Source organism: Corynebacterium ihumii (assembly GCF_028609825.1).
Classification (GTDB): Bacteria; Actinomycetota; Actinomycetes; order Mycobacteriales; family Mycobacteriaceae; genus Corynebacterium; species Corynebacterium afermentans.
The window spans coordinates 602,741-620,533 of record NZ_CP063190.1; the positions used below are offsets into that span (position 1 = coordinate 602,741).

Annotated in this window: 21 protein-coding genes and 2 pseudogenes; 6 read left to right on the forward strand and 17 right to left on the reverse strand. The window is 64.1% G+C overall.

The window, feature by feature from the left end:
• Positions 1 to 78 precede the first annotated feature (78 nt).
• Positions 79 to 288, reverse strand: coding sequence for a heavy-metal-associated domain-containing protein (locus CIHUM_RS03005; protein WP_034997583.1), 210 nt, complete (start codon positions 286 to 288; stop codon positions 79 to 81).
• Positions 289 to 451: 163 nt separating this feature from the next.
• Here CIHUM_RS03005 and CIHUM_RS03010 point away from each other — a divergent pair.
• Positions 452 to 658 (forward strand): annotated as a pseudogene (locus tag CIHUM_RS03010) (M23 family metallopeptidase); the annotation flags it as partial.
• Positions 659 to 887: 229 nt separating this feature from the next.
• Here CIHUM_RS03010 and lnt read toward each other — a convergent pair.
• The 4 genes and pseudogenes from lnt to CIHUM_RS03030 all read right to left on the reverse strand — a co-directional run bounded on the left by lnt (position 888) and on the right by CIHUM_RS03030 (position 5,058).
• Positions 888 to 2,357: an apolipoprotein N-acyltransferase gene (gene lnt / locus CIHUM_RS03015; RefSeq protein WP_034997585.1), complete on the reverse strand. Its 1,470-nt coding sequence runs from the start codon at positions 2,355 to 2,357 to the stop codon at positions 888 to 890.
• Between the two features lie 230 nt (positions 2,358 to 2,587).
• A pseudogene (ccsA, locus tag CIHUM_RS03020) lies at positions 2,588 to 2,818 on the reverse strand (cytochrome c biogenesis protein CcsA); the annotation flags it as partial.
• 165 nt (positions 2,819 to 2,983) lie between these two features.
• Positions 2,984 to 4,411 (reverse strand): multicopper oxidase family protein, encoded by a 1,428-nt coding sequence (locus tag CIHUM_RS03025; RefSeq protein ID WP_051106278.1) that lies wholly within the window; start codon positions 4,409 to 4,411, stop codon positions 2,984 to 2,986.
• Positions 4,412 to 4,482: 71 nt separating this feature from the next.
• On the reverse strand, positions 4,483 to 5,058 hold the full coding sequence (locus CIHUM_RS03030; RefSeq protein WP_034997953.1) for a CueP family metal-binding protein: 576 nt from the start codon (positions 5,056 to 5,058) through the stop codon (positions 4,483 to 4,485).
• A 403-nt stretch (positions 5,059 to 5,461) separates the two neighbouring features.
• Here CIHUM_RS03030 and CIHUM_RS03035 point away from each other — a divergent pair, with 403 nt between their 5' ends.
• The 3 genes from CIHUM_RS03035 (at position 5,462) to CIHUM_RS03045 (ending at position 7,747) form a co-directional block, all read left to right on the forward strand.
• On the forward strand, positions 5,462 to 6,184 hold the full coding sequence (locus CIHUM_RS03035; RefSeq protein WP_034997587.1) for a response regulator transcription factor: 723 nt from the start codon (positions 5,462 to 5,464) through the stop codon (positions 6,182 to 6,184).
• The gene (locus CIHUM_RS03040; protein ID WP_034997588.1) at positions 6,181 to 7,308 is read left to right on the forward strand and encodes a sensor histidine kinase; all 1,128 of its coding nucleotides are present in this window, start codon (positions 6,181 to 6,183) and stop codon (positions 7,306 to 7,308) included. Before CIHUM_RS03035 ends, CIHUM_RS03040 begins: the two co-directional genes overlap by 4 nt.
• A gap of 142 nt (positions 7,309 to 7,450) precedes the next feature.
• Entirely contained in the window at positions 7,451 to 7,747 is a 297-nt protein-coding gene (locus tag CIHUM_RS03045; RefSeq protein ID WP_034997590.1) for a heavy-metal-associated domain-containing protein, read from the forward strand.
• A gap of 6 nt (positions 7,748 to 7,753) precedes the next feature.
• On the opposite strand, the gene CIHUM_RS03050 is transcribed toward CIHUM_RS03045, so the two are convergent.
• From CIHUM_RS03050 to CIHUM_RS03100, 11 genes are all read right to left on the reverse strand, one after another.
• Entirely contained in the window at positions 7,754 to 8,434 is a 681-nt protein-coding gene (locus CIHUM_RS03050) for a type 1 glutamine amidotransferase domain-containing protein (protein ID WP_187370373.1), read from the reverse strand.
• 41 nt (positions 8,435 to 8,475) lie between these two features.
• Positions 8,476 to 8,811, reverse strand: coding sequence for a hypothetical protein (locus CIHUM_RS03055; RefSeq protein ID WP_034997593.1), 336 nt, complete (start codon positions 8,809 to 8,811; stop codon positions 8,476 to 8,478).
• Positions 8,812 to 9,033: 222 nt separating this feature from the next.
• Positions 9,034 to 9,468: a hypothetical protein gene (locus CIHUM_RS03060; RefSeq protein ID WP_051106279.1), complete on the reverse strand. Its 435-nt coding sequence runs from the start codon at positions 9,466 to 9,468 to the stop codon at positions 9,034 to 9,036.
• 17 nt (positions 9,469 to 9,485) lie between these two features.
• On the reverse strand, positions 9,486 to 10,586 hold the full coding sequence (locus tag CIHUM_RS03065) for a ThiF family adenylyltransferase (protein WP_034997600.1): 1,101 nt from the start codon (positions 10,584 to 10,586) through the stop codon (positions 9,486 to 9,488).
• Positions 10,587 to 11,369 carry a thiazole synthase gene (locus CIHUM_RS03070; protein ID WP_034997602.1) on the reverse strand — a complete coding sequence of 261 codons (783 nt, stop codon included), beginning with the start codon at positions 11,367 to 11,369 and terminating at the stop codon, positions 10,587 to 10,589.
• Between the two features lie 2 nt (positions 11,370 to 11,371).
• Complete coding sequence (thiS, locus tag CIHUM_RS03075) at positions 11,372 to 11,566, reverse strand: sulfur carrier protein ThiS (RefSeq protein WP_034997604.1); 195 nt, start codon at positions 11,564 to 11,566, stop codon at positions 11,372 to 11,374.
• Positions 11,563 to 12,630 carry a glycine oxidase ThiO gene (thiO, locus tag CIHUM_RS03080; RefSeq protein ID WP_034997607.1) on the reverse strand — a complete coding sequence of 356 codons (1,068 nt, stop codon included), beginning with the start codon at positions 12,628 to 12,630 and terminating at the stop codon, positions 11,563 to 11,565. Before thiO ends, thiS begins: the two co-directional genes overlap by 4 nt.
• 119 nt (positions 12,631 to 12,749) lie before the next feature.
• Complete coding sequence (locus CIHUM_RS03085; RefSeq protein WP_034997956.1) at positions 12,750 to 13,442, reverse strand: thiamine phosphate synthase; 693 nt, start codon at positions 13,440 to 13,442, stop codon at positions 12,750 to 12,752.
• 1 nt (position 13,443) lies between these two features.
• Entirely contained in the window at positions 13,444 to 13,695 is a 252-nt protein-coding gene (locus CIHUM_RS03090) for a DUF7218 family protein (protein ID WP_034997609.1), read from the reverse strand.
• Positions 13,696 to 13,895: 200 nt separating this feature from the next.
• Positions 13,896 to 14,372: a hypothetical protein gene (locus CIHUM_RS03095; RefSeq protein ID WP_034997612.1), complete on the reverse strand. Its 477-nt coding sequence runs from the start codon at positions 14,370 to 14,372 to the stop codon at positions 13,896 to 13,898.
• A 24-nt stretch (positions 14,373 to 14,396) separates the two neighbouring features.
• On the reverse strand, positions 14,397 to 15,266 hold the full coding sequence (locus CIHUM_RS03100; protein ID WP_051106307.1) for a cation diffusion facilitator family transporter: 870 nt from the start codon (positions 15,264 to 15,266) through the stop codon (positions 14,397 to 14,399).
• 146 nt (positions 15,267 to 15,412) lie between these two features.
• Here CIHUM_RS03100 and CIHUM_RS03105 point away from each other — a divergent pair, with 146 nt between their 5' ends.
• Entirely contained in the window at positions 15,413 to 15,580 is a 168-nt protein-coding gene (locus CIHUM_RS03105) for a hypothetical protein (protein WP_034997626.1), read from the forward strand.
• A 29-nt stretch (positions 15,581 to 15,609) separates the two neighbouring features.
• The gene (locus CIHUM_RS03110) at positions 15,610 to 17,352 is read left to right on the forward strand and encodes a BCCT family transporter (protein WP_081634369.1); all 1,743 of its coding nucleotides are present in this window, start codon (positions 15,610 to 15,612) and stop codon (positions 17,350 to 17,352) included.
• 35 nt (positions 17,353 to 17,387) lie between these two features.
• Here CIHUM_RS03110 and CIHUM_RS03115 read toward each other — a convergent pair whose 3' ends face one another.
• Positions 17,388 to 17,792: a GNAT family N-acetyltransferase gene (locus CIHUM_RS03115; protein WP_243427121.1), complete on the reverse strand. Its 405-nt coding sequence runs from the start codon at positions 17,790 to 17,792 to the stop codon at positions 17,388 to 17,390.
• Position 17,793: the final 1 nt, after the last annotated feature.

Consider the following 17,793-nt stretch of genomic DNA (forward strand, 5'->3'; position numbering starts at 1 on the left):
GCATGGCTGGGCCTGATGGGCATATCCAGCAGGGTTGGCCCGGCCGTGTCTACCCGAGGCGGGGACCGGGCCCAGGGATTAGGGCTTGACGGTGTAGCCGGCTGTCGTGACAGCGGCGACAACATCGTCGTCGGTGAAGTTTTCACCCGTGACGGTCACCTGCCCGGTATCCACGGTGGCCTCCACCATGGTCACACCGGCGACCTCGCCGATCTCCTCCTCCACGGAGGACTTGCAGTGTCCGCAGGTCATGCCTTCGATGATGTACTTCTTTGTTACGGCGCTCATCAGATGATCCTTTCCTTGATGTCCTGAAGGGCAGGAGTGGAGATGCCCAACAACCTTCAACCTATACCCATGGGGGGTATCAGTCAAGGAGGTGTCTGCCCCTAATCGTCCCGTTCGGCGGGCAGGACTTCCGGAACGGCCGCGATCGTTGCTGCACTTCTTGTACGATGATGGCTCGATTGCCGTCTACGGTCATATGGAGACTCTCGACGTGACCGTTGGAAAACGCGTCACCGCTGGTCAGAGGATCGCTGGCATGGGCAACCGGGGGTTTTCCACCGGCTCTCACCTGCACCTCGAGCGTTACCCGACTGGCAGCGGGGCGGTCGACCCGTTGCCCTGGTTCGCCGAGCACGGTGTCACCTTCTAACCTTCCCGCACTCACCAGGACCGGCCCGACACCGGAACCGGCGGCAGTGACTGGGCGTGAGGCACCCGCCTCAGACCGCAGAGACGCTTCTCACTCATCGCCGACACAGCCCGGACTTGATAGCTTATCCAGGCAGGGCAGACCGGGGCACAGGGGAGGCAGTCCGTGCTCGTCGTATATGGGGGCGGCGAGCGTCCCGCCAACGAGGAGCAGGTGCCGTAATCCACGTTTAGTGGGATACTTCCGTAACCTGCCTTCTCCTGCGCCAGCTGACGAGGCCGGTAACCGCGGGCCATGCAAGAGCCAGCATCGCGAGAACCAACAGGGGCGTATCCCCCATGCGCGCATACGGCGTCAAACCAGTATGAAGGGGAACGGTTGCCGTCAGCAGTTCGTTCGTGCCCAGGCCACTGAGTAGTGAGACTGTGCCGTCGGGCTGGATAACTGCGGAGTATCCGGTGGGGGCAGCCTGAAGAACGGTGCGGCCAAACTCGCGGGCACGCATCCGGGATGCGGCCACTTCAATTGCAGGTACTTCCTCGGTCACAAAAGACGCGGCGTTGGTCGGTGCGAGGAGTAGCTGCCCACCATTGCGAACGGCATCGGCGACCCGGTCGGCGAAGAAGACCTCATAAGAAATGACGATCCCCAATCGTGGTGTCCCGCTGGGATCGAGCACCGCCGGTCCCTCTCCGGCAATGGCGTCGCGGGGGATGAACCGTGCGTCCTCGCTGAGTCGTTCAATCAGATTGCGCATAGGGATGTACTCGCCGAACGGCACACGGTGATGCTTCTCATAGCGTCCTAACCGGGTCCCGTCCCGTCCCCACACTATGGATGCGTTCCGGAAATGTTGATCGTCGGATTCGGTAATTCCGACAACGATGTTCGTGTCGAGTTGCCTAGCCAGTTCAGCGAAAGCTGCATCAACGCGCGTCCCGTCGATTGAGCCGTCGATATTGACGACGTTTTCGGGCAGCAGAACCAGATCAGGGTCCCCGGTGATATCTTCGGCAGCCTGTAAGTGCCGGCGGGTCGTATCAAACGGATCGGTATTGACCGCGCGAAGCCCGCGGGGGCCTCCACCCTGCACGAGCACGACGTCAAGGCTGCCTTCTGCCGTATCATCTACGATCGTTGGCGCGAACGCCGGTACCGCGAGTACCACGACCACTGCGACCACGGATGCTGGACGGGCTGGTCTCGGCCCGAAGATGACAGCGGTAACAACGGCCCCCGCAACTGCGGCCAACGCGGTCACCAGGAGAGTCCCACCCAGAGGCGCTGCCGCCATGAAAGGACCATCGGTCTGGCTGTATCCGAAAGCGGACAGCGGGAAACCGCCGAACGGGAACCGGTGCTGCACAGCCTCCAATAACACCAGGGCAGCAGGGGTGAGCAGCCACCAGCCCGACCAGCGGCTGCGAAAAGCCGCCTCGTTAGGCGATACCGCGGCAACCAGCATTAACAGTAGCGCCTGAACGGCAACAACAGCAGCGTATCCGGCAGTGTTGAAGTCGGTGAGCCAGCGCAGAGCAAGAGCGTAGTGCGCCACCCCGCCCAACCCACCGAGCCACAAACGGTTGCGTAGTGGTTGACCCGCCAAAGCCAGCATGAACATAGTCACGCCCACCGGGAACAGCACCCACCAACCGCGTGGCGGCAGCGCCAGCCACCAGACCACCGCAGCTCCCATCATGAGCGCGGTGGGACCGGCCAATCTGCGCCAGTTATCGCCGGCTATCCCCCGGGAAAGACGTGAGACTGTCACGTCTGCTGCAGTACTAGCCTTCACCGGAGATCACGGCCTTCTTCGGGTTGCTGCTCAGTTGTGAATATATGCCTAATCCTTCGAATCATGTGACAGCAACTTTCTGTACTTTCCCAGTGGATCTGGGGGTGTCCGACAAAGCGTTGACGAATCCGGATTTAGTTCAGGCCGGCGTAGGAGTGCAGGCCGGAGACGACCAGGTTGATGAAAAACAGGTTGAAGATTATCGTGGCCGGGGCCAGGATATTGATCTACGCGGCATTGTGATCGCGCCACCCGGCCGTGGCACGGGCATGCAGGTAGGCGGCATAGAGCACCCAGGAGATAAAGGATGCGGTCTCCTTCGGATCCCATCTTCAAAACCGGCCCCACGAGGCCTCCGCACAGATCGGGTGTGCTCGGCATGGATTAGATCTCCTTATTCCGGGGCGGTGGGGAAGAAGACGGTGTTCTGTTTGTCCCGGAAGACCACAACACCGAGAAGGTCATCGTGCTGCCCGGTGGGTGGTCTGCAGCGACTCTGCTCACCTCGGCACTCAACCCTGCTGTGGGGGTTACTCGTAGCGAAGCGAGCTGAACATCCCGGTTTCCATGTGATAGGCGTTATGGCAGTGAAATGCCCACTCACCGGGGTTGTCAGCGATCAGGTCGGCGATCATGGTTTCACCGTGGCGGAGAAGGACGGTGTCCTTGCGTAGCCCGTCGCTGCCGGGAAGAGCCCAGGTATGCCCGTGCAGGTGCATCGGATGGGGCATGGCCGTGGGGTTGTGCATCCGCATCCGCAGGCGTTGGCCTTCTTGGACTGTGCCCGGGGAATCAGCACCGTCGATGCGCAGTCCCCACTGGTAGGGCACCATCTGGCCGGTTAATTCGACCTCGGTTTCCTTATCCACGTCACCGGCCGGGAGCAGGGCTCGTTCCGCCGGCTCAAAGGACGTCAAGAAGGTACCGGGGGCGGTGAGTTCGGGGAAGGTAGTCTCTGGTGCGGGGGTCTGGCTCGCGGCGGTCCGGATGACGGCAAACGCCCGGTCGTCCTTGCCGGCGGCCAGGGCGGTCAGGGGAAAGACACCATCACCGAGTACCACCTCCACGTCGACGCGTTCACCCATCGAGAGGTAGAACGACTCGATGTCGTGGGGGCGGACCGGGAAACCGTCGACGTGGGTGACGGTCATACGGTGGCCACCGAGGGCCACCTTGAAGATGGTGTCACCGCCGGCGTTGATGAACCGCAGGCGGGCTTTATCCCCCGGTCGGGCATTAAACGTTCGGTGCGCCCGGGGAATGCGTCCGTTGATGAGGTAGTGCGGATACATGACATCACCGGCATCTCCGCCCAGAGCCAGATCGGGCGTGCCGTGGGCCATCATGCCCCCCTCACCACCCATGTCCATGTTTCCGTGTCCGCCCATGTCCATCCCCGTCAACATGGTCAGCTGATCTTCGGGACTGCTGCCGTCGATGCCGTCCAGCCAGTCGTCGAGCACGATGGTCCACTCGACGTCCTGGTCCTCAGCGTCTTGCGGGTCACGGATGATCAGTGGGGCGTGGAGGCCGCGATCAAGCTGCAGGCCGGTGTGGGAATGGTAGAAGTAGGTGCCACCGTGGGGGACTTCAAAAACATAGGAGAAAGACTCGCCAGGTTCAATGGGGTCCTGGGTCATGCCGGGCACACCGTCGGCTGCGTTGTGGAGTGCGATGCCATGCCAGTGGATGGAGGTGCTCTCAGGCAGTTCATTGGTGATATCGACCTGGAGGACGTCGCCGGCGGTGGCCTCAATGGCCGCATCCCCGGTGTCAGAGACGTATCCCCACGTCTTGGCTTCGATGCCGCCGATATCCAGGGAGAGGGGCCGCGCGGTCAGCGTCTTGCGGACGGAAGGCGCGGGAAGATTCGGGGGAGTCGGGTAGGAGGATGATGACGAGGAGGACGCGGCAGGGGCCGAGGTGCTGTTGCCGGCGAGGCCGAACGCGTTCTTCATGATTTAACCTTCCTTGGTGCAAGATTTCAGTGGCACGGGAGACAGTCGCAGGTGAGGATCCTGCTGAGCCATCACGTCAGGCGCAGGTCTGTGACACAGGTGGCACCGTCGTCGGTGGTGGAAAACTCCGTGGTGCCGGTACGCCCCTGGTAGCTGACCTCAATCAGGCCGGTGACATCATCGGGAAGCCAGAAGCCAATAAACCCGTTGTCGAAGGTTGTTGTCGCCTCGTCCACCAGCACCTCACCGGTCGCCTCATCGGTGATCGTGACCTGGATATCCTCATTGTCGAGTTCCCCCTGGCAGGTCGTGAGGCTGTGGTAGAAGCAGTCGTGGGTGGAGGTGAGATAGGGTGCGATCGAGACATACGTCTGATTGTCGGGAAGATCGACCACGACTTCCTGGTCATCGCTCGAGAGCAGCAGTTCATCGTTACGCACTGAGGCGATCAGATCCGTGGGACGCTCAGTGACCTTCTGCCGGTCGAGGTGATCAATGATCTCCACCGCGTCCATGTCGGCCAGGCCATGGGTAGTCAGGAATGCATCCTGGGACACCGTCCCGTCGGCGGTGGGTTCCGGGTCGGCGGCCGAACACCCCGTGAGGGCGAGGGCAAGGGCGGCGGCTGCGATCGCTGCTCGTTTCACGTCAATCTCCTTGGATCGTGGTAGGGCCATGAGAAGACACCGCCTCAAGGTCGATGCCATACCTTTATCTAGCACGGGTGCCTAACGGACTAGAACTCAAAAACCCTGCTCAAAGTCTTATAACAGGGCGAAAAGAGGGTGAATTCGGTGGGCTGGATCACCACCGGAACACCACCCCACAGCCGTGGGCGATGTCCTTCCACCCGCCCCGGGTATGCGGTGCAGGCAGTGAAATCCCTGGTGGCGCCTGCTGAACCGACCAGGGGAGGCGATGCCGCCGGCCCGGGGTGGGGCACAGGGGTGACGACGGTCGAAGGGTGATGTTTGAAGATTTGATGAAGATTTCCCCGCCGGGCACTGAGCGAGGGTGGTATTCCCCCTGCCCGGAGCGATACTGGGGTCTATGGCTGACCACACACCGACCACCGCCACGCCCCCGGGGCGGGTGCTGGTCGTCGATGATGAACAACCCCTGGCTCAGATGGTGGCCTCCTACCTCATCCGGGCCGGCTTCGATACCCGCCAGGCGCACACCGGCACCCAGGCCGTGGACGAGGCCCGTCGCTTCTCCCCCGATGTTGTGGTGCTGGATCTGGGGCTGCCCGAACTCGACGGCCTGGAGGTGTGCCGACGGATCCGCACCTTCTCGGACTGCTACATCCTCATGCTCACCGCGCGTGGCAGCGAGGACGACAAGATCAGCGGTTTGACCCTGGGGGCGGATGACTACATCACCAAACCTTTTAGCATCCGGGAACTGGTGACCCGGGTGCATGCGGTGCTGCGCCGCCCGCGCACCAGCACCACCCCACCGCAGGTGACCACCCCCTTGATCGTTGGTGACCTCATCCTTGACCCCGTCGCCCATCAGGTGCAGGTGGGGGAGACGACCGTGGAGCTCACCCGCACGGAGTTCGAGCTGCTGGTTGCCCTGGCCCTGCGCCCCGGCCAGGTGCTGACCCGCCACGACCTGGTCACCGAGGTCTGGGACACCACCTGGGTCGGTGATGAACGCATCGTCGATGTCCACATCGGCAACTTGCGTCGCAAGCTCGGCACCGACACCCGGGGCCGGGGGTTTATCGACACCGTGCGTGGCGTGGGCTACCGGGTGGAGCAGCCATGAATCACGGACCCGGCCTGACCTTCCGCTTCCTGGCCGCCCAGGTGTTGGTCGTGGTGATTAGCCTGCTGGTGGCCGCGGCCGTGGCCACGATGGTGGGCCCGACCCTGTTCCATGATCATATGTTGATGACCGGCCGGGAGGACCCCTCGCTGGAGCTGTTCCATGCCGAGCAGGCCTACCGGGACGCCAACCTGATCACCCTGGTCGTCGCCCTGCCCACCGCCTTGATCAGCGCTCTGCTGGCCAGCCTGTGGTTATCGCGTCGTCTGCGCACCCCCCTGCAGGATCTCACCCGCGCCGCTACCAGCCTGACGGCCGGCAACTCCCATATCCGCGTGCCCGCCGGAGAAGCAGGCCCCGAGGTCACCACCCTGGCGCATGCTTTCAACACCATGGCCGACCGGCTGGAACACACCGAACAGGTCCGCCGCCAGATGCTCTCTGATCTGGCCCACGAAATGGGCACCCCCTTATCGGTGCTCACGGTCTACCTCGATGGTCTCCAGGACGGGGTCGTGGACTGGGATAATGCCACCCACGCGATCATGGCTGACCAACTCACCCGCCTGACCCGGTTGATGGAAGACATTGACGATGTCTCCCGGGCCCAGGAACACCGGATCGATTTGGACCTAGCGGAGGAGAGGCTCGGGGATCTGCTCCATACCGCCGCTGCTGCCGCGGGGGAAGCTTATGCCGACAAAGGCGTCGATTTACAGGTCGAGACCATTACGGACGCCGCCCGGGTGCTCGTGGACCGGCAACGCTTCGGCCAGGTGATGAGCAATCTCCTGTCGAACGCGCTACGGCACACCCCGGCCGGCGGGCAGGTTCGGATCAGCGTCCACCGACAGGGGGCGTCCACCGCGCTCATCCACGTCGCCGATGACGGCGAGGGCATCCCACCTGGCCAGCTCGGACACATCTTCGAACGCTTCTACCGGGGGGATGCCGCCCGCAGCCGGGATAACGGCGGGGCCGGTATCGGTCTGACCATCTCCAAGGCATTGATCGAGGCCCACGGCGGCACTCTCACCGCCACCTCCCCCGGACCCGGTCGCGGAGCAGTGTTTGCCCTCCGCCTCCCGCTGTCCCCTCCCGACAGTGAGGAGGCTGCTCGGTGACCACACCCTGCCCCGCGTGAGGGCCGTGCCCTCCACCCCTTGAAAATGTACCCCGGGGGGGGTATATGCTACGAGCGTTACCGCATCCCACCGACCCATAGGAGCTTTCCCATGACCAACCCCCCCGCCCCGCCTCTTGCCAATGGCCTCCCATGGCTGCAGCTGTTGTGGACCTGCCTCACATGTCGACACCGCCTCCATCCCTGCCGCCAGCGACTCGTCAGCAGGAGGGTCCTCCCCTAGCTACCAGGTCACCGGTCTGACCTGCGGGCACTGCGCGAAAAGCGTGACCCAGGCCCTTCAGGCCCTCCCCCAGGTCGACGACGTCCAGATTGATCTCGTTGCTGGTGGTGTTTCCACCGTCACGGTCACCGGTGTCGTACCTCCGGAGATGGTTCGCCGGGCCATCGAGGAGGCCGGCTACACCGTCTTATCCTGATTAGTTTTACCCAACCACCTTCAGCACCGCTTCGCCGACGCCGGCGGCGCTCATGGGGTTCTGGCCAGTGATGAGGTTGCCGTCGACAACCACGTGCTTGGTCATCGGGATCTTGGCGGTGGTGTACTCGCTGGCCTGCTCGCGCAGTCTGTCCTCCAGACTGAACGGGACCTCGTCGGTGCGGTTGGCTAGCTTTTCTTCGGTCCAGGAGTAGCCGGTGACGGTGCGGTCGTCGAGAAGCTTTGTCCCGTTGGCCAGCGTGACGTCGAGAAGACCGCAAGGGCCGTGGCACACCGCGGAGACGATCTTGTCGTTGTCGGCGAAGTAAGCGACGGCCTTTTTCACCTCGTCGTTGGAAAAGTCGAACATGGTGCCGTGGCCGCCGATGAGGAAGATGCCGGCGTAGTCGTCGAGGGTGACGTCCGCGATGGCCGGGGTGTCGTCGAGAAGCGACATGAACTCCGGGTCCTCGTAACGCTTGTTCGTCCCGCCCATCTGGATGACCGGGGTTTTCAGGCTCACCGGGTCGATGGGTACGGCGCCGCCGTCGACGCTGGCGAGGGTGACCTCGTGGCCGGCGGCGGTGAGTACGTCGTAGAAGTGGGTGAATTCGCCGAGCCACATGCCGGTGTGGATGCCGGAGCTCTCGTAACGGTGGACGCTGGTGGACAGTGCAAGAAATTTCATGCGTCCCATTGAACCACCAGTGGGTGGGTGGGGAAGCGGGCCTACATGGCCGGGTTGTGGACCAGCAGGCGGTCCACCTGGTCCGCCAGTTCCGGGGCTTGCGCGTCAAAGTCGCCGGGCAGCTCCCGGTCCGCTTCGGCGATGGTGTCCGCGTCTGGCTCACCGGTGGCCATCGCTGCCTCAGCCGCGTCGAGCAGCCGCTGCAGGCGAGGCACGTTGAGCTGGTATGCGCCGTCGTGCTCCGGGCCGTCCACGGGTTGGATCCAGCCCGTGGCAGTGAAGATGAACATGCGGGTTTCCAGCATGTTCGCCTTCAGCCCGAGCTTGTCTTTCGGATCTCCCAGGCCTCGCAGGTAACCCCTGCGGGCCTCGCGCACGGTGCCGTCGGTGTCCAGAACAGGTCCTGAGTGATCGTCAGCGTTCCGCGCGATGCAGTTCTCGGGGGAAGAGCGACGGCGCTTTTGCGCAGTACACGGCGGCTCTTAGTATCTCGCCCAAGGGCGCCTCCTTTATGCGGTTGTGGGGGAACAAGCGGACATTATAAAAACCCGCTCGACACGGAAACCTCCTGAGTCGAACGGGCGTTCGTGTATTTGGGTTTAGAGCTTGAACAGCACCTGGTTGGTGGCGCCGGCGCGGATGATCGCGCGGGTGGCAATGTCCGCCACGTACAGGTTGCCCGAGAAATCAGGGGCGATGTAGGCGGAGCCGAGCTGCTTGACCTGCAGCGGGTTCAACTTCTGGGGCGGGTTGGTAAAGCCCTGGTTCCAGCAGTGGACAGCGGTGGATCCGTCACCGACGCTCACGGCCGGGGCGAGCTGCTCCGGCGGGTTGCACTCCGGCTGAGCCTTGCGTGCGGGGTCGGACACGCAGATGGTTTTCGTGGTGCCCTGGACCTGGTAGATCTCACAGCGAACGTCGCCTGCGGTGTTGGAGTAGGCGGCGCTGTTGGCGGATGCGGCCGGTGCGAGCGTGGCAGCGGCGGCGATGAAAGTGGCGGTGGCAACAATGGGGGCGGTCTTTGTGATCTGCATGACAAAAGTATTGCAGTTTATGTCCAGCGTTGCACGCCTCCGGGCAAAGATTTCAAAGAAATCCCCAAAGTTTCCGCCAGGGCGCCATGCCTATCGACGAATCCTTCGGAGCGCACACCACCAGCGCAATACACAACAACCTCGTCGCCGGGCGAGAACTGCGCAAGCGCCCTCGATACCGCCTCCGGATCCCGCTCCACCTCGCTGAGCGGGAGGTTCATCCCCGGCACGGGCAGATCCGCGATCGCTTTCTCGTGCGGTTCGCGTACATCGAGGGAGGGCAGGTGGTGGGCCGTGAGGGCGTCGAAAAGCGATTGCCCTTCGGTGCTTGCCGAACACGCCTCGGTGTAGGTGCCCAAGTGCGTGGCGAGTTCGCGCGCCGGGTCGCGGGTGACGGTGAAGCGGCGCATCGTGGCGGAAAGCGCGTCGTACATGTGCAGCCTGCCCGCCTGAACCTCGCCGATGCCGGCGAGGAACTTCACCGCCTCAGTGGACATGAGCGAGCCGACCACCGAGGTGGTCACGCCGAGCACGCCGGCGGTGGCGCAATCCGGCACGGAATCCGCGTCCGGCTGGGTGGGGTAGAGGTCACGAAGACCGACCCCGTCCGCGGGCGCGCCGGGGCCGGAGTGCCACAGGGCGATGTCGCCGCGGTAGCGCAGCACTGAGCCCCACAGCAGCGGCGTGCCGGTGACCTCGGCGGCATCGGCGGCGAGGAATTTGGTGGCGAAGGTGTCGGAGCCGTCGATGACCAGGTCGATGCCCTCGAGCGCCTCGATGAAGTTGTCGGGGCTGAGTCGGTCGTTTACGGCCGTGACCTGGATGTCCGGCTGCAGGGCGCGCAACCTTTCGGCGGCCACGTCGACCTTGCTGCGGCCCACATCAGAAGCGCCGAAGAGGATCTGGCGGTGGATGTTGGTCAGATCCACCGTGTCGTCGTCCCACACCGTGATGCGGCCGACACCTGTGGCGGCCAGCGTTTGCATGATGGGGCAGCCCAACCCGCCCGCGCCGATGACCAGCACGTGGGCGTCGTAAAGCCGCTGCTGCTGTTCCGGGCCGAAGCCGCGCAGGTTCATCTGGCGCGCGGTGCGCTTGAGTTCTCGCTCGGGCAGCACTTACAAAACCTCGTCTGCCCAGCTGGCCAGCCCGTCGAAGGTGGAGGACGCCACGGCGTGCTCGCGCTTCGGAATCCGCCCGGCGGCGCGCGCCAGTCTGCCGGCCTCCACCGCGTGCCGCATGGCCTGGGACATGGCCACCGGGTCCTGGCAGCGGTTCACCGCGCTCGCCAGCAGCACGCCCGAGCAGCCCAGCTCCATAGCGAGCGATGCGTCAGAGGCGGTGCCCACGCCGGCGTCGATAAGCACTGGCACTTCCGCGCGCGAGCAGATCAACTCGATGTTGTGCGGGTTGAGGATTCCAAGCCCAGTGCCGATCGGCGAGCCCAGCGGCATCACCGCCGCCGCCCCCAAATCCTCTAAGCGCTTGGCGGCCACCGGGTCGTCGGAGGTGTAGGCCAGCACGGTAAAGCCCTCGTCCACGAGCATCTCGCAGGCGTCCACGGTCTCCACCACATCGGGAAGCAGCGTGCGGTCGTCCGCAATGACCTCCAGTTTCACCCAGTCTGTGCCCAGTGCCTCGCGCGCCAGCTTCGCCGTGATCACCGCGTCGCGCGCGGTGCGGCAGCCGGCGGTGTTCGGCAGCGGCGCGATTTTTAAGCGCTTGAGCAGGTCGAACACGCTCTCACCGCCGTCAGTTTTGGCGGAGTGGCGGCGCATCGCCACCGTGGTCAGCTCCGTGCCGGAGGCTTCAAGCGCCTGCTCCAGCATGTCAAAGGAGCTTGCCCCGCCCGTTCCCATGATCAGGTGCGAGCCAAACTGCTTTCCGGCAATCTCCAGCACGTTTAGCCTCCTTGCACTGCGGTGAGGATGTCGGCGGCGCAGCCGTCGTGAAGCTTGCGCCCCCACTGCGAGCGCGGCACGACCTCACCGTCGATGGCCACCGCGGTGCCGTCGGCGGGCGCGCCGACCTCCGCCACGAGTTCCTCTACCGTCGTGGCGGCGGTGGTGGCCGCTTCTCCGTTGAGCGTGATGTTCATGAATGCCTCCTCGGGTCGCACGCGGACAAGTCTATTGAGGGCCCCTGCCTATCGACGAGCTCCGCCCCAACCCTCGCCCCCAACCCCGCCAACAAAATCCCGTGCCGGAAGTAACCGGTGGACACGACCGTGCGCTCGTCGATGCGGCCGAGGTAAGGCAGGTCATCCGGCGTGCCGGGGCGCGCGCCCGCGGTGGCCTCGACGAAGTCGCACTCCTCCAGCGCCGGGACGAGCTCGATGGCATCGCGCAACAGCTGGTGGATGCCCTGGACCTGGGGCTTACCGCGGCCATCCTCGCGGGTGGTCGCGCCGATGGTCAACGTGCCGTCCTTTCTGGGGATGAGGTAGACGGGGCGGTCCTCCACAAACCCGCGGACCACCCGCGTAAGCAGCGGGTACTGGTGCTGCGGCACCCGCACGTGCAGCACGTCGCCGTACACCGGGCGCAGGTCCAGGCCTTCCACGAGCTGGCTTGCGCCGAGGCCGTTGGCGACGACGACCTGGTCGGCGTTGCCGAGCTGGTCGAGGCTGTCAATGCGGTCGGTGGTGAAGGTGACGCCCGCGGACCGGCAGGCGCGGATAAGCGCACGCGTAAACAGACGGGGCTGCACCTGGTGGTCGCCGTCGATGCTGACAGCGCCGTTGATGGCGGGGGAGAGCGCCGGCTCGAGCTTCCGGGCCTGACGCACGGTGAGCTTGTCCACCGCCATGCCGTGCCGGGACTGGTACTCGCGCAGCTCGTTCAGGTGGGTCTTGTCCGCGATGTCGCGGGCGACCACGAGGGTGCCGTCCGTGCGGTAACCCGTGGGCAGGTCCGTGTACTTCGCGGTGAGTTCGATCAGGTCCGGGTACCACTCCGCGGACGCGCGCATCAGCGGGAAGAGGGGATCCTGCTTGTACACCACCTCCGCAGTCGGGGCGAGCATGCCACCCGCGTGATGGGAGGCCCCGGAGGCGGGCTCAGGGTCGTGGACCGTGACCGTGTGGCCGCGGTCCGCGAGGGTAAGCGCGGTGGCCAGGCCGATAATTCCTGCGCCGACGACCGAAACATTCACGCTTGACAGGGTAGCGCGTTCGTGTCGGTGTGGAAGCGAGTTTCGTGTGGTTCAGCCAGACCTCAGCGACGCCCGTGCGCACAGCCCCTGAGGAACAAAGCACGAGTTTGCCCTAATTTCGGCCTTACTCAGGGGTGCTTCCTCTGGGTTTGTGCGTGTGGCTGGCTCGTGGCAGCGCGGGCCTGGGCACCTCGCTCGAACTCGGCGATCACACGCTCGCAGTACGCCTTCGCGTCGTCGGCGTGCATGATGCCGCGCACGATGGCCAGCCCATCCACGCCCGCCCGAGCCAGGTCGTAGGCGTCGTCGGCGGTGACGTCGCCGATGGCCACCAGCGGCAGCTTAGAGGCGGCCACCAAATCCGGGTAGCCGTCCAGCCCGATCGGGGCGCGGCCGGAATCCTTCGTCGGGGTGGCACGAAACGGCCCGCAGCCGATGTAGTCGATGACGCCCTTGTGCTCGTTGGCGGCCTGGACCAGCTCCAAGGTGCCGGTGGTCAGGCCGATGATCGCGCCCGGGCCAAGCAGCTCGCGTACCACCCGCACGTCCAGGTCATCCTGGCCGATGTGGACGCCGGAGATGCCCTGGTTGCGGAGGGCAGCGGCGACGTCGGCGCGGTCGTCGATAAGCACATGTGTCCGCGGGTTGACGGAGTGGACCGCTTCTGCGACGGCGCGGGAGAGTGCGTAGAGCTCGCGGGCGGTGATCGGCTTCGAGCGGACTTGGATCACGCCCGCGCCGCCGGCGGCGGCCTGGCGGGCGCGCTCCACGACGTCTGGGCCCTGGCCGGTGACGAAGTAACAGCGCAGGTCGAGGGGCAGCTTAGTCACGCAGAGCCTCGATCAACTCGTCTTTGGTCATCTCGGAGCGGCCCTCGATGTCGAGCTCCTGGGCGCGGGCGTACAGCTCGTCCTTGGTCCAGTCCTCGTAGGAGCCGGACTCGCCGCCGCGCTCGCCGACTGCGGAGCGGCCGTCGCGCGCTGCTGCATTGGCGATCGCGGCGGCCTTGGACTTGGAGTTGCCCTCGCGTAGCAGGGCCTCGTAGAGCTCGGGATCCTTGATCGAATCAGCCATGGAAGCAAGCCTATGCGTTTTCGAGGTCCCGGTGGGGCTGTTGCGGGCGGTGATTTGCGGATCTGCTAGTTGCTCGAAAACGGAACTAGCAGATGGCGCTGTTGCTGGGGTTCAGTTCCAATAACACCTGGGGAAACACAAAGTCGGACACTTGATCTGCTAGTTGGCCAAAAAGGGAACTAGCAGATCCGCGCGGGTTACTACTTCGATCCGCGACGCGCTTTCCAGAGGTCGATGCCCCACCACATCAACGGCGTGAACACGACGGCGATCAGCCAGTACAGCAGCCAAAAACTTCCTGCTTTTCCAGTGATCGCGATCAGCCCGGCCAGGACAAGGGCAGTGATGGCGCTGGCGAGCACGCACATGCCCAAGCCGCCGGTCTGCTCCGACTTGTCCTCGGCACCGGAGAACTTACGGTCCATCATGGCGATGAGATCCCGCCCGAACACGACAGAAAACACCACGTAAAACGCCGAGAAGCCGTGGAAAAAGTCAGCCTGACCTGATTTATGCAAATCGTAGGCTGCGTAGATAAGCAGCAGAAAGTCGATTGCCGGTGTCATCGCGAGTAGCCACAAGCCGAGCTGTGGCTTTTTGAAGGTGTAGCGCACGAGCAAGCCAAGGAAGAGGCAGCCCCAAAATGCAACCTCGGCGATGAGTAGTGCAGCGAACATGCCTGCGAGACTAACAGCGCGGTCCTAGACCGTCAGCGGGCCGGTGCGGGTGGGATGCCCCAGCGGCTCCACGTGGACGATCGTCTCCGCGCCGCCGAGTGATTCGGCCACGCCGATCTCCACCTCGTCGGCGTGGTCGTGGGCGCGGTCGACCGTCCAGCCGCCGGGGACCTGCATGACCAGGTTGACCATGCGCTCGCGGCCGGCGGCGGTGGTGCGCACTGAGGTGAACTTCACGCCGTTGGCGGCGGCGTACTCATCCAGGTAGGCGTGGACGATCTGGTTTTCTTCCTTCGGCAGCGACTCTGCCAGCAGGCCCAGGATTGCGCCCTTGAGCAGCTTGTAGCCGGTGAACATGATGTTCGCGCCCACGACCAGCGCCACGATCGGGTCCAGAGGCTGCCAGCCGGTCAGCCACACCAGCGCCATGCCGACGATGACGCCGACGGTGGTCCAGACGTCGGTGAGCAAATGGTGCCCGTCGGCATCCAGGGTGGTGGAGCGGTAGTTCTTGCCCGCACGGATGAGCGCCACTCCGACGACGCCGTTGAGAATGGTGACCACGACGGAAAATGCCAGGCCGATGCCGAGCTGCTCCACCGGCACCGGGTGTATCAACCGGTCCACGGCGGTGTAGATGATCGCTACAGACGCCAGCAGGATCAGCGAGCCCTCCACCTGGGCGGAGAAATATTCGGCGCGGGCGTGGCCGAAGTGGTGGTTCGCGTCCGCGGGCTTCGCCGACAGCTTCAGCGCCCACAGGCCCACCGCGGCAGCAATGAGGTTGATGCCGGATTCGATGGCGTCTGAAAGGAAGCCCACAGAGCCCGTCACCCAGGCGGCAGTGGCCTTCAACACAATGGTCAGCACCGATGCGGCGATGGAAAGCCACATGAATCGCTCAAGGAGTTTTTGCTCGTTGTTTTCCACGGTTTTTCATCCCTCTCACACCCGCGTTGCAGAGGCTGAGCCTAGCAAATCGGTACCGTGGTGCGAACAGACCGTAGATCTCTCGATAAAGCTTGAGGAAGGTTTTCACTATGGGACGCTGGGTCGTCGCAATCGCCGGCGCCGTCGTTGGCGCGCTGTTTTTCGGATGGCTGCTGCAGATGCTGGGGGTGACCGGGATCCTCTACACCATCGGAGTGCTGGTGGGTTCCGCGGTCACGTCCTCGCTCGCCGGCACGCTGATCAAGCCCGGCCGTTAACTCGGCCAAAAATCTAGTTAGGACCAAACATGGCGCGCACACGCCGTTTGCAATCTGATCCCCTTATTTTCTTCTCCGCGCTGGGTTTCATCCTGGTGTTCGTCGTAGCCACCCTGGCGTTCGGCGACCGGGCCCGCCAAACCTACGCGGACATCTCCGGCTGGCTGATGGACCACTTCACGTGGCTCTACGTCGGCGGCGTTTCGGCCACGCTGATCTTCCTCATCGTGGTGTTCGTCTCCCGCTACGGCAACCTTCGCCTGGGCGATGACGACGACGAGCCGGAGTATTCCTACCCCGTCTGGTTTGCCATGCTGTTCGCCGCCGGCATGGGTGCAACGCTGTTGTTCTGGGGCGCGGCCGAGCCGCTGAACCACGCCTACAACCCGCCGCGCGGGGGCTACGACTCTATGAGCCGCGAGGCGATTATCCAGGCGTTCCAGTTCACCTACTACCACTTCGGCATCCACATGTGGGTCATCTTCACGCTGCCGGGTCTGGCCGTGGGGTACTTCGTATATAAGCGGAAAATGCCCGCGCGTATGTCGTCGATGTTCTCGCCGCTGCTCGGTGGCAAGGTGTACGACACCCCGGGCAAGCTGCTCGATGCCCTAGGCATCATCGGCACCGTTTTTGGCCTCGCCGTGTCCGTGGGCCTGGGCGTGCTGCAGATTTCTGCGGGCATGAACATTCTTTGGGACGTCCCACTGGTCACCCCCGTACAAATCGGCATCATCTGCGCGATCACCCTCGCCGCCTCGATTTCGGTGGCCACCGGCCTGGACAAAGGCGTGAAGATCCTGTCCAACCTGAACATCGCCGGCACGATCCTGCTGATGATCTTCGTGCTGCTCACCGGCCCCACGCTGAAGCTGCTCGGCCAGATCACCGAGTCCTTCGGCATCTATGCGCAGTCGCTGCCGGAGCTGATGTTCTGGGTGGACTCCTACAACGACAACCCGGGCTGGCACGCCACCTGGACGGCCTTCTACTGGGCGTGGACGATCTGCTGGTCGCCGTTTGTGGGCATGTTCTTCGCCCGCATCTCCCGCGGCCGCACCGTGCGCGAGTTCATCGGCGGCACCTTGCTTCTGCCCACCACCTTCGACCTGATCTGGTTTTCCATCTTCGGCCGCGCGGCCATTGACATGGAGGAAAAGGACCCCGGCGTGCTTACTACTCCGGTGGTGGAGGAAGGGGACACCCCACAGGCGCTATTTACCCTGCTTGCGGAGTACCCGCTGTACGCCGTCACCGGCACCGTGGCACTTGTGGTGATCGTGTTCTACTTTGTCACCTCCATGGACTCCGCCGCCCTAGTGGTGGACATGTTCGCCTCCGGCGAGGAGAACAAGTCGCCCACCTTCTACCGTGTGGGCTGGGTCGTGGCCGTGGGCCTGGTCACCTGCGCGCTGCTGTTTATCAACGACTCCGGCATTGAGGCCCTGCAGCAAGTGGTGATCATCATCGCGCTGCCGTTCTTCTTCATGTACTTCGTCATGATGTACTCGCTAATAAAGGCGATGAACGACGACTCCGCCGCCGCGCGCAAGACCCGCTCCCGCACCTGGGAGAAGACCGACACCGCAGAAAAGCTCGAGGAGGGCGAAAACAAGCCGGCCCCGGGCTACGACTCGGAAGGCAACGAGGTCGAGCGCCCCGAGCTCGAGTACGACGCGGAGGACGATTCCTGGAAGTTCCCGGAGGGCTTCAGGTTGGATCGCAGCGGCGAGAACGACACGCTTGTCGACGACCGCAGGTCCGACCAGTAGCAGGTTAACCTGCAACGGCGATGCGGCTTGAGCCCCTAGCGGGCCAGCCGCATTGTTCTGTGCGGGACGCCGGTGTCGAGGAACTCGTCGCCCTCGGCAACAAGCCCGAACTGCTCGTAGTAGCCCACCAGGCCGGACTGGGCCTCCACGATGAGGTCGCCGTCGAAGCGCTCGGTGTATTCGATGCCGGTGCGCACGATCTCCGGTCCAAGGCCGGACCCGCGGAAATCAGGGTGAACCACAAACCGGCCGAAGCGCGAGCCGTTCTCGGTGGGGAAGACGCGGGCGCAGCCGGCCAACGTCTCGCCGTCGAAGGCGAGGATGTGACGAGTCTCAGGGGCGGCGTCTTGGTCGTCGATCTCGTTGAAGGGGCAGTTCTGCTCGGCCACGAAGACGTCCACGCGCAGCTTGTACAGCTGGTGGACCTGCATGGGAGTCATC

Excerpts from the sequence above, each read along its gene's own strand:
- thiS (WP_034997604.1), bottom strand. The coding sequence starts at position 11,566 with ATGAACATCACGCTCAACGGAGAAGCGGCCACCACCGCCGCCACGACG.
- CIHUM_RS03060 (WP_051106279.1), bottom strand. The coding sequence starts at position 9,468 with ATGCAGATCACAAAGACCGCCCCCATTGTTGCCACCGCCACTTTCATC.
- CIHUM_RS03115 (WP_243427121.1), bottom strand. The coding sequence starts at position 17,792 with ATGACTCCCATGCAGGTCCACCAGCTGTACAAGCTGCGCGTGGACGTC.
- CIHUM_RS03100 (WP_051106307.1), bottom strand. The coding sequence starts at position 15,266 with ATGTGGCTTTCCATCGCCGCATCGGTGCTGACCATTGTGTTGAAGGCC.
- lnt (WP_034997585.1), bottom strand. The coding sequence starts at position 2,357 with ATGATGGGAGCTGCGGTGGTCTGGTGGCTGGCGCTGCCGCCACGCGGT.
- CIHUM_RS03110 (WP_081634369.1), top strand. The coding sequence starts at position 15,610 with ATGGCGCGCACACGCCGTTTGCAATCTGATCCCCTTATTTTCTTCTCC.
- CIHUM_RS03050 (WP_187370373.1), bottom strand. The coding sequence starts at position 8,434 with ATGAAATTTCTTGCACTGTCCACCAGCGTCCACCGTTACGAGAGCTCC.
- CIHUM_RS03045 (WP_034997590.1), top strand. The coding sequence starts at position 7,451 with ATGGCCTCCCATGGCTGCAGCTGTTGTGGACCTGCCTCACATGTCGAC.
- CIHUM_RS03005 (WP_034997583.1), bottom strand. The coding sequence starts at position 288 with ATGAGCGCCGTAACAAAGAAGTACATCATCGAAGGCATGACCTGCGGA.
- CIHUM_RS03025 (WP_051106278.1), bottom strand. The coding sequence starts at position 4,411 with ATGAAGAACGCGTTCGGCCTCGCCGGCAACAGCACCTCGGCCCCTGCC.
- CIHUM_RS03090 (WP_034997609.1), bottom strand. The coding sequence starts at position 13,695 with ATGGCTGATTCGATCAAGGATCCCGAGCTCTACGAGGCCCTGCTACGC.
- CIHUM_RS03105 (WP_034997626.1), top strand. The coding sequence starts at position 15,413 with ATGGGACGCTGGGTCGTCGCAATCGCCGGCGCCGTCGTTGGCGCGCTG.
- CIHUM_RS03040 (WP_034997588.1), top strand. The coding sequence starts at position 6,181 with ATGAATCACGGACCCGGCCTGACCTTCCGCTTCCTGGCCGCCCAGGTG.
- CIHUM_RS03095 (WP_034997612.1), bottom strand. The coding sequence starts at position 14,372 with ATGTTCGCTGCACTACTCATCGCCGAGGTTGCATTTTGGGGCTGCCTC.
- CIHUM_RS03035 (WP_034997587.1), top strand. The coding sequence starts at position 5,462 with ATGGCTGACCACACACCGACCACCGCCACGCCCCCGGGGCGGGTGCTG.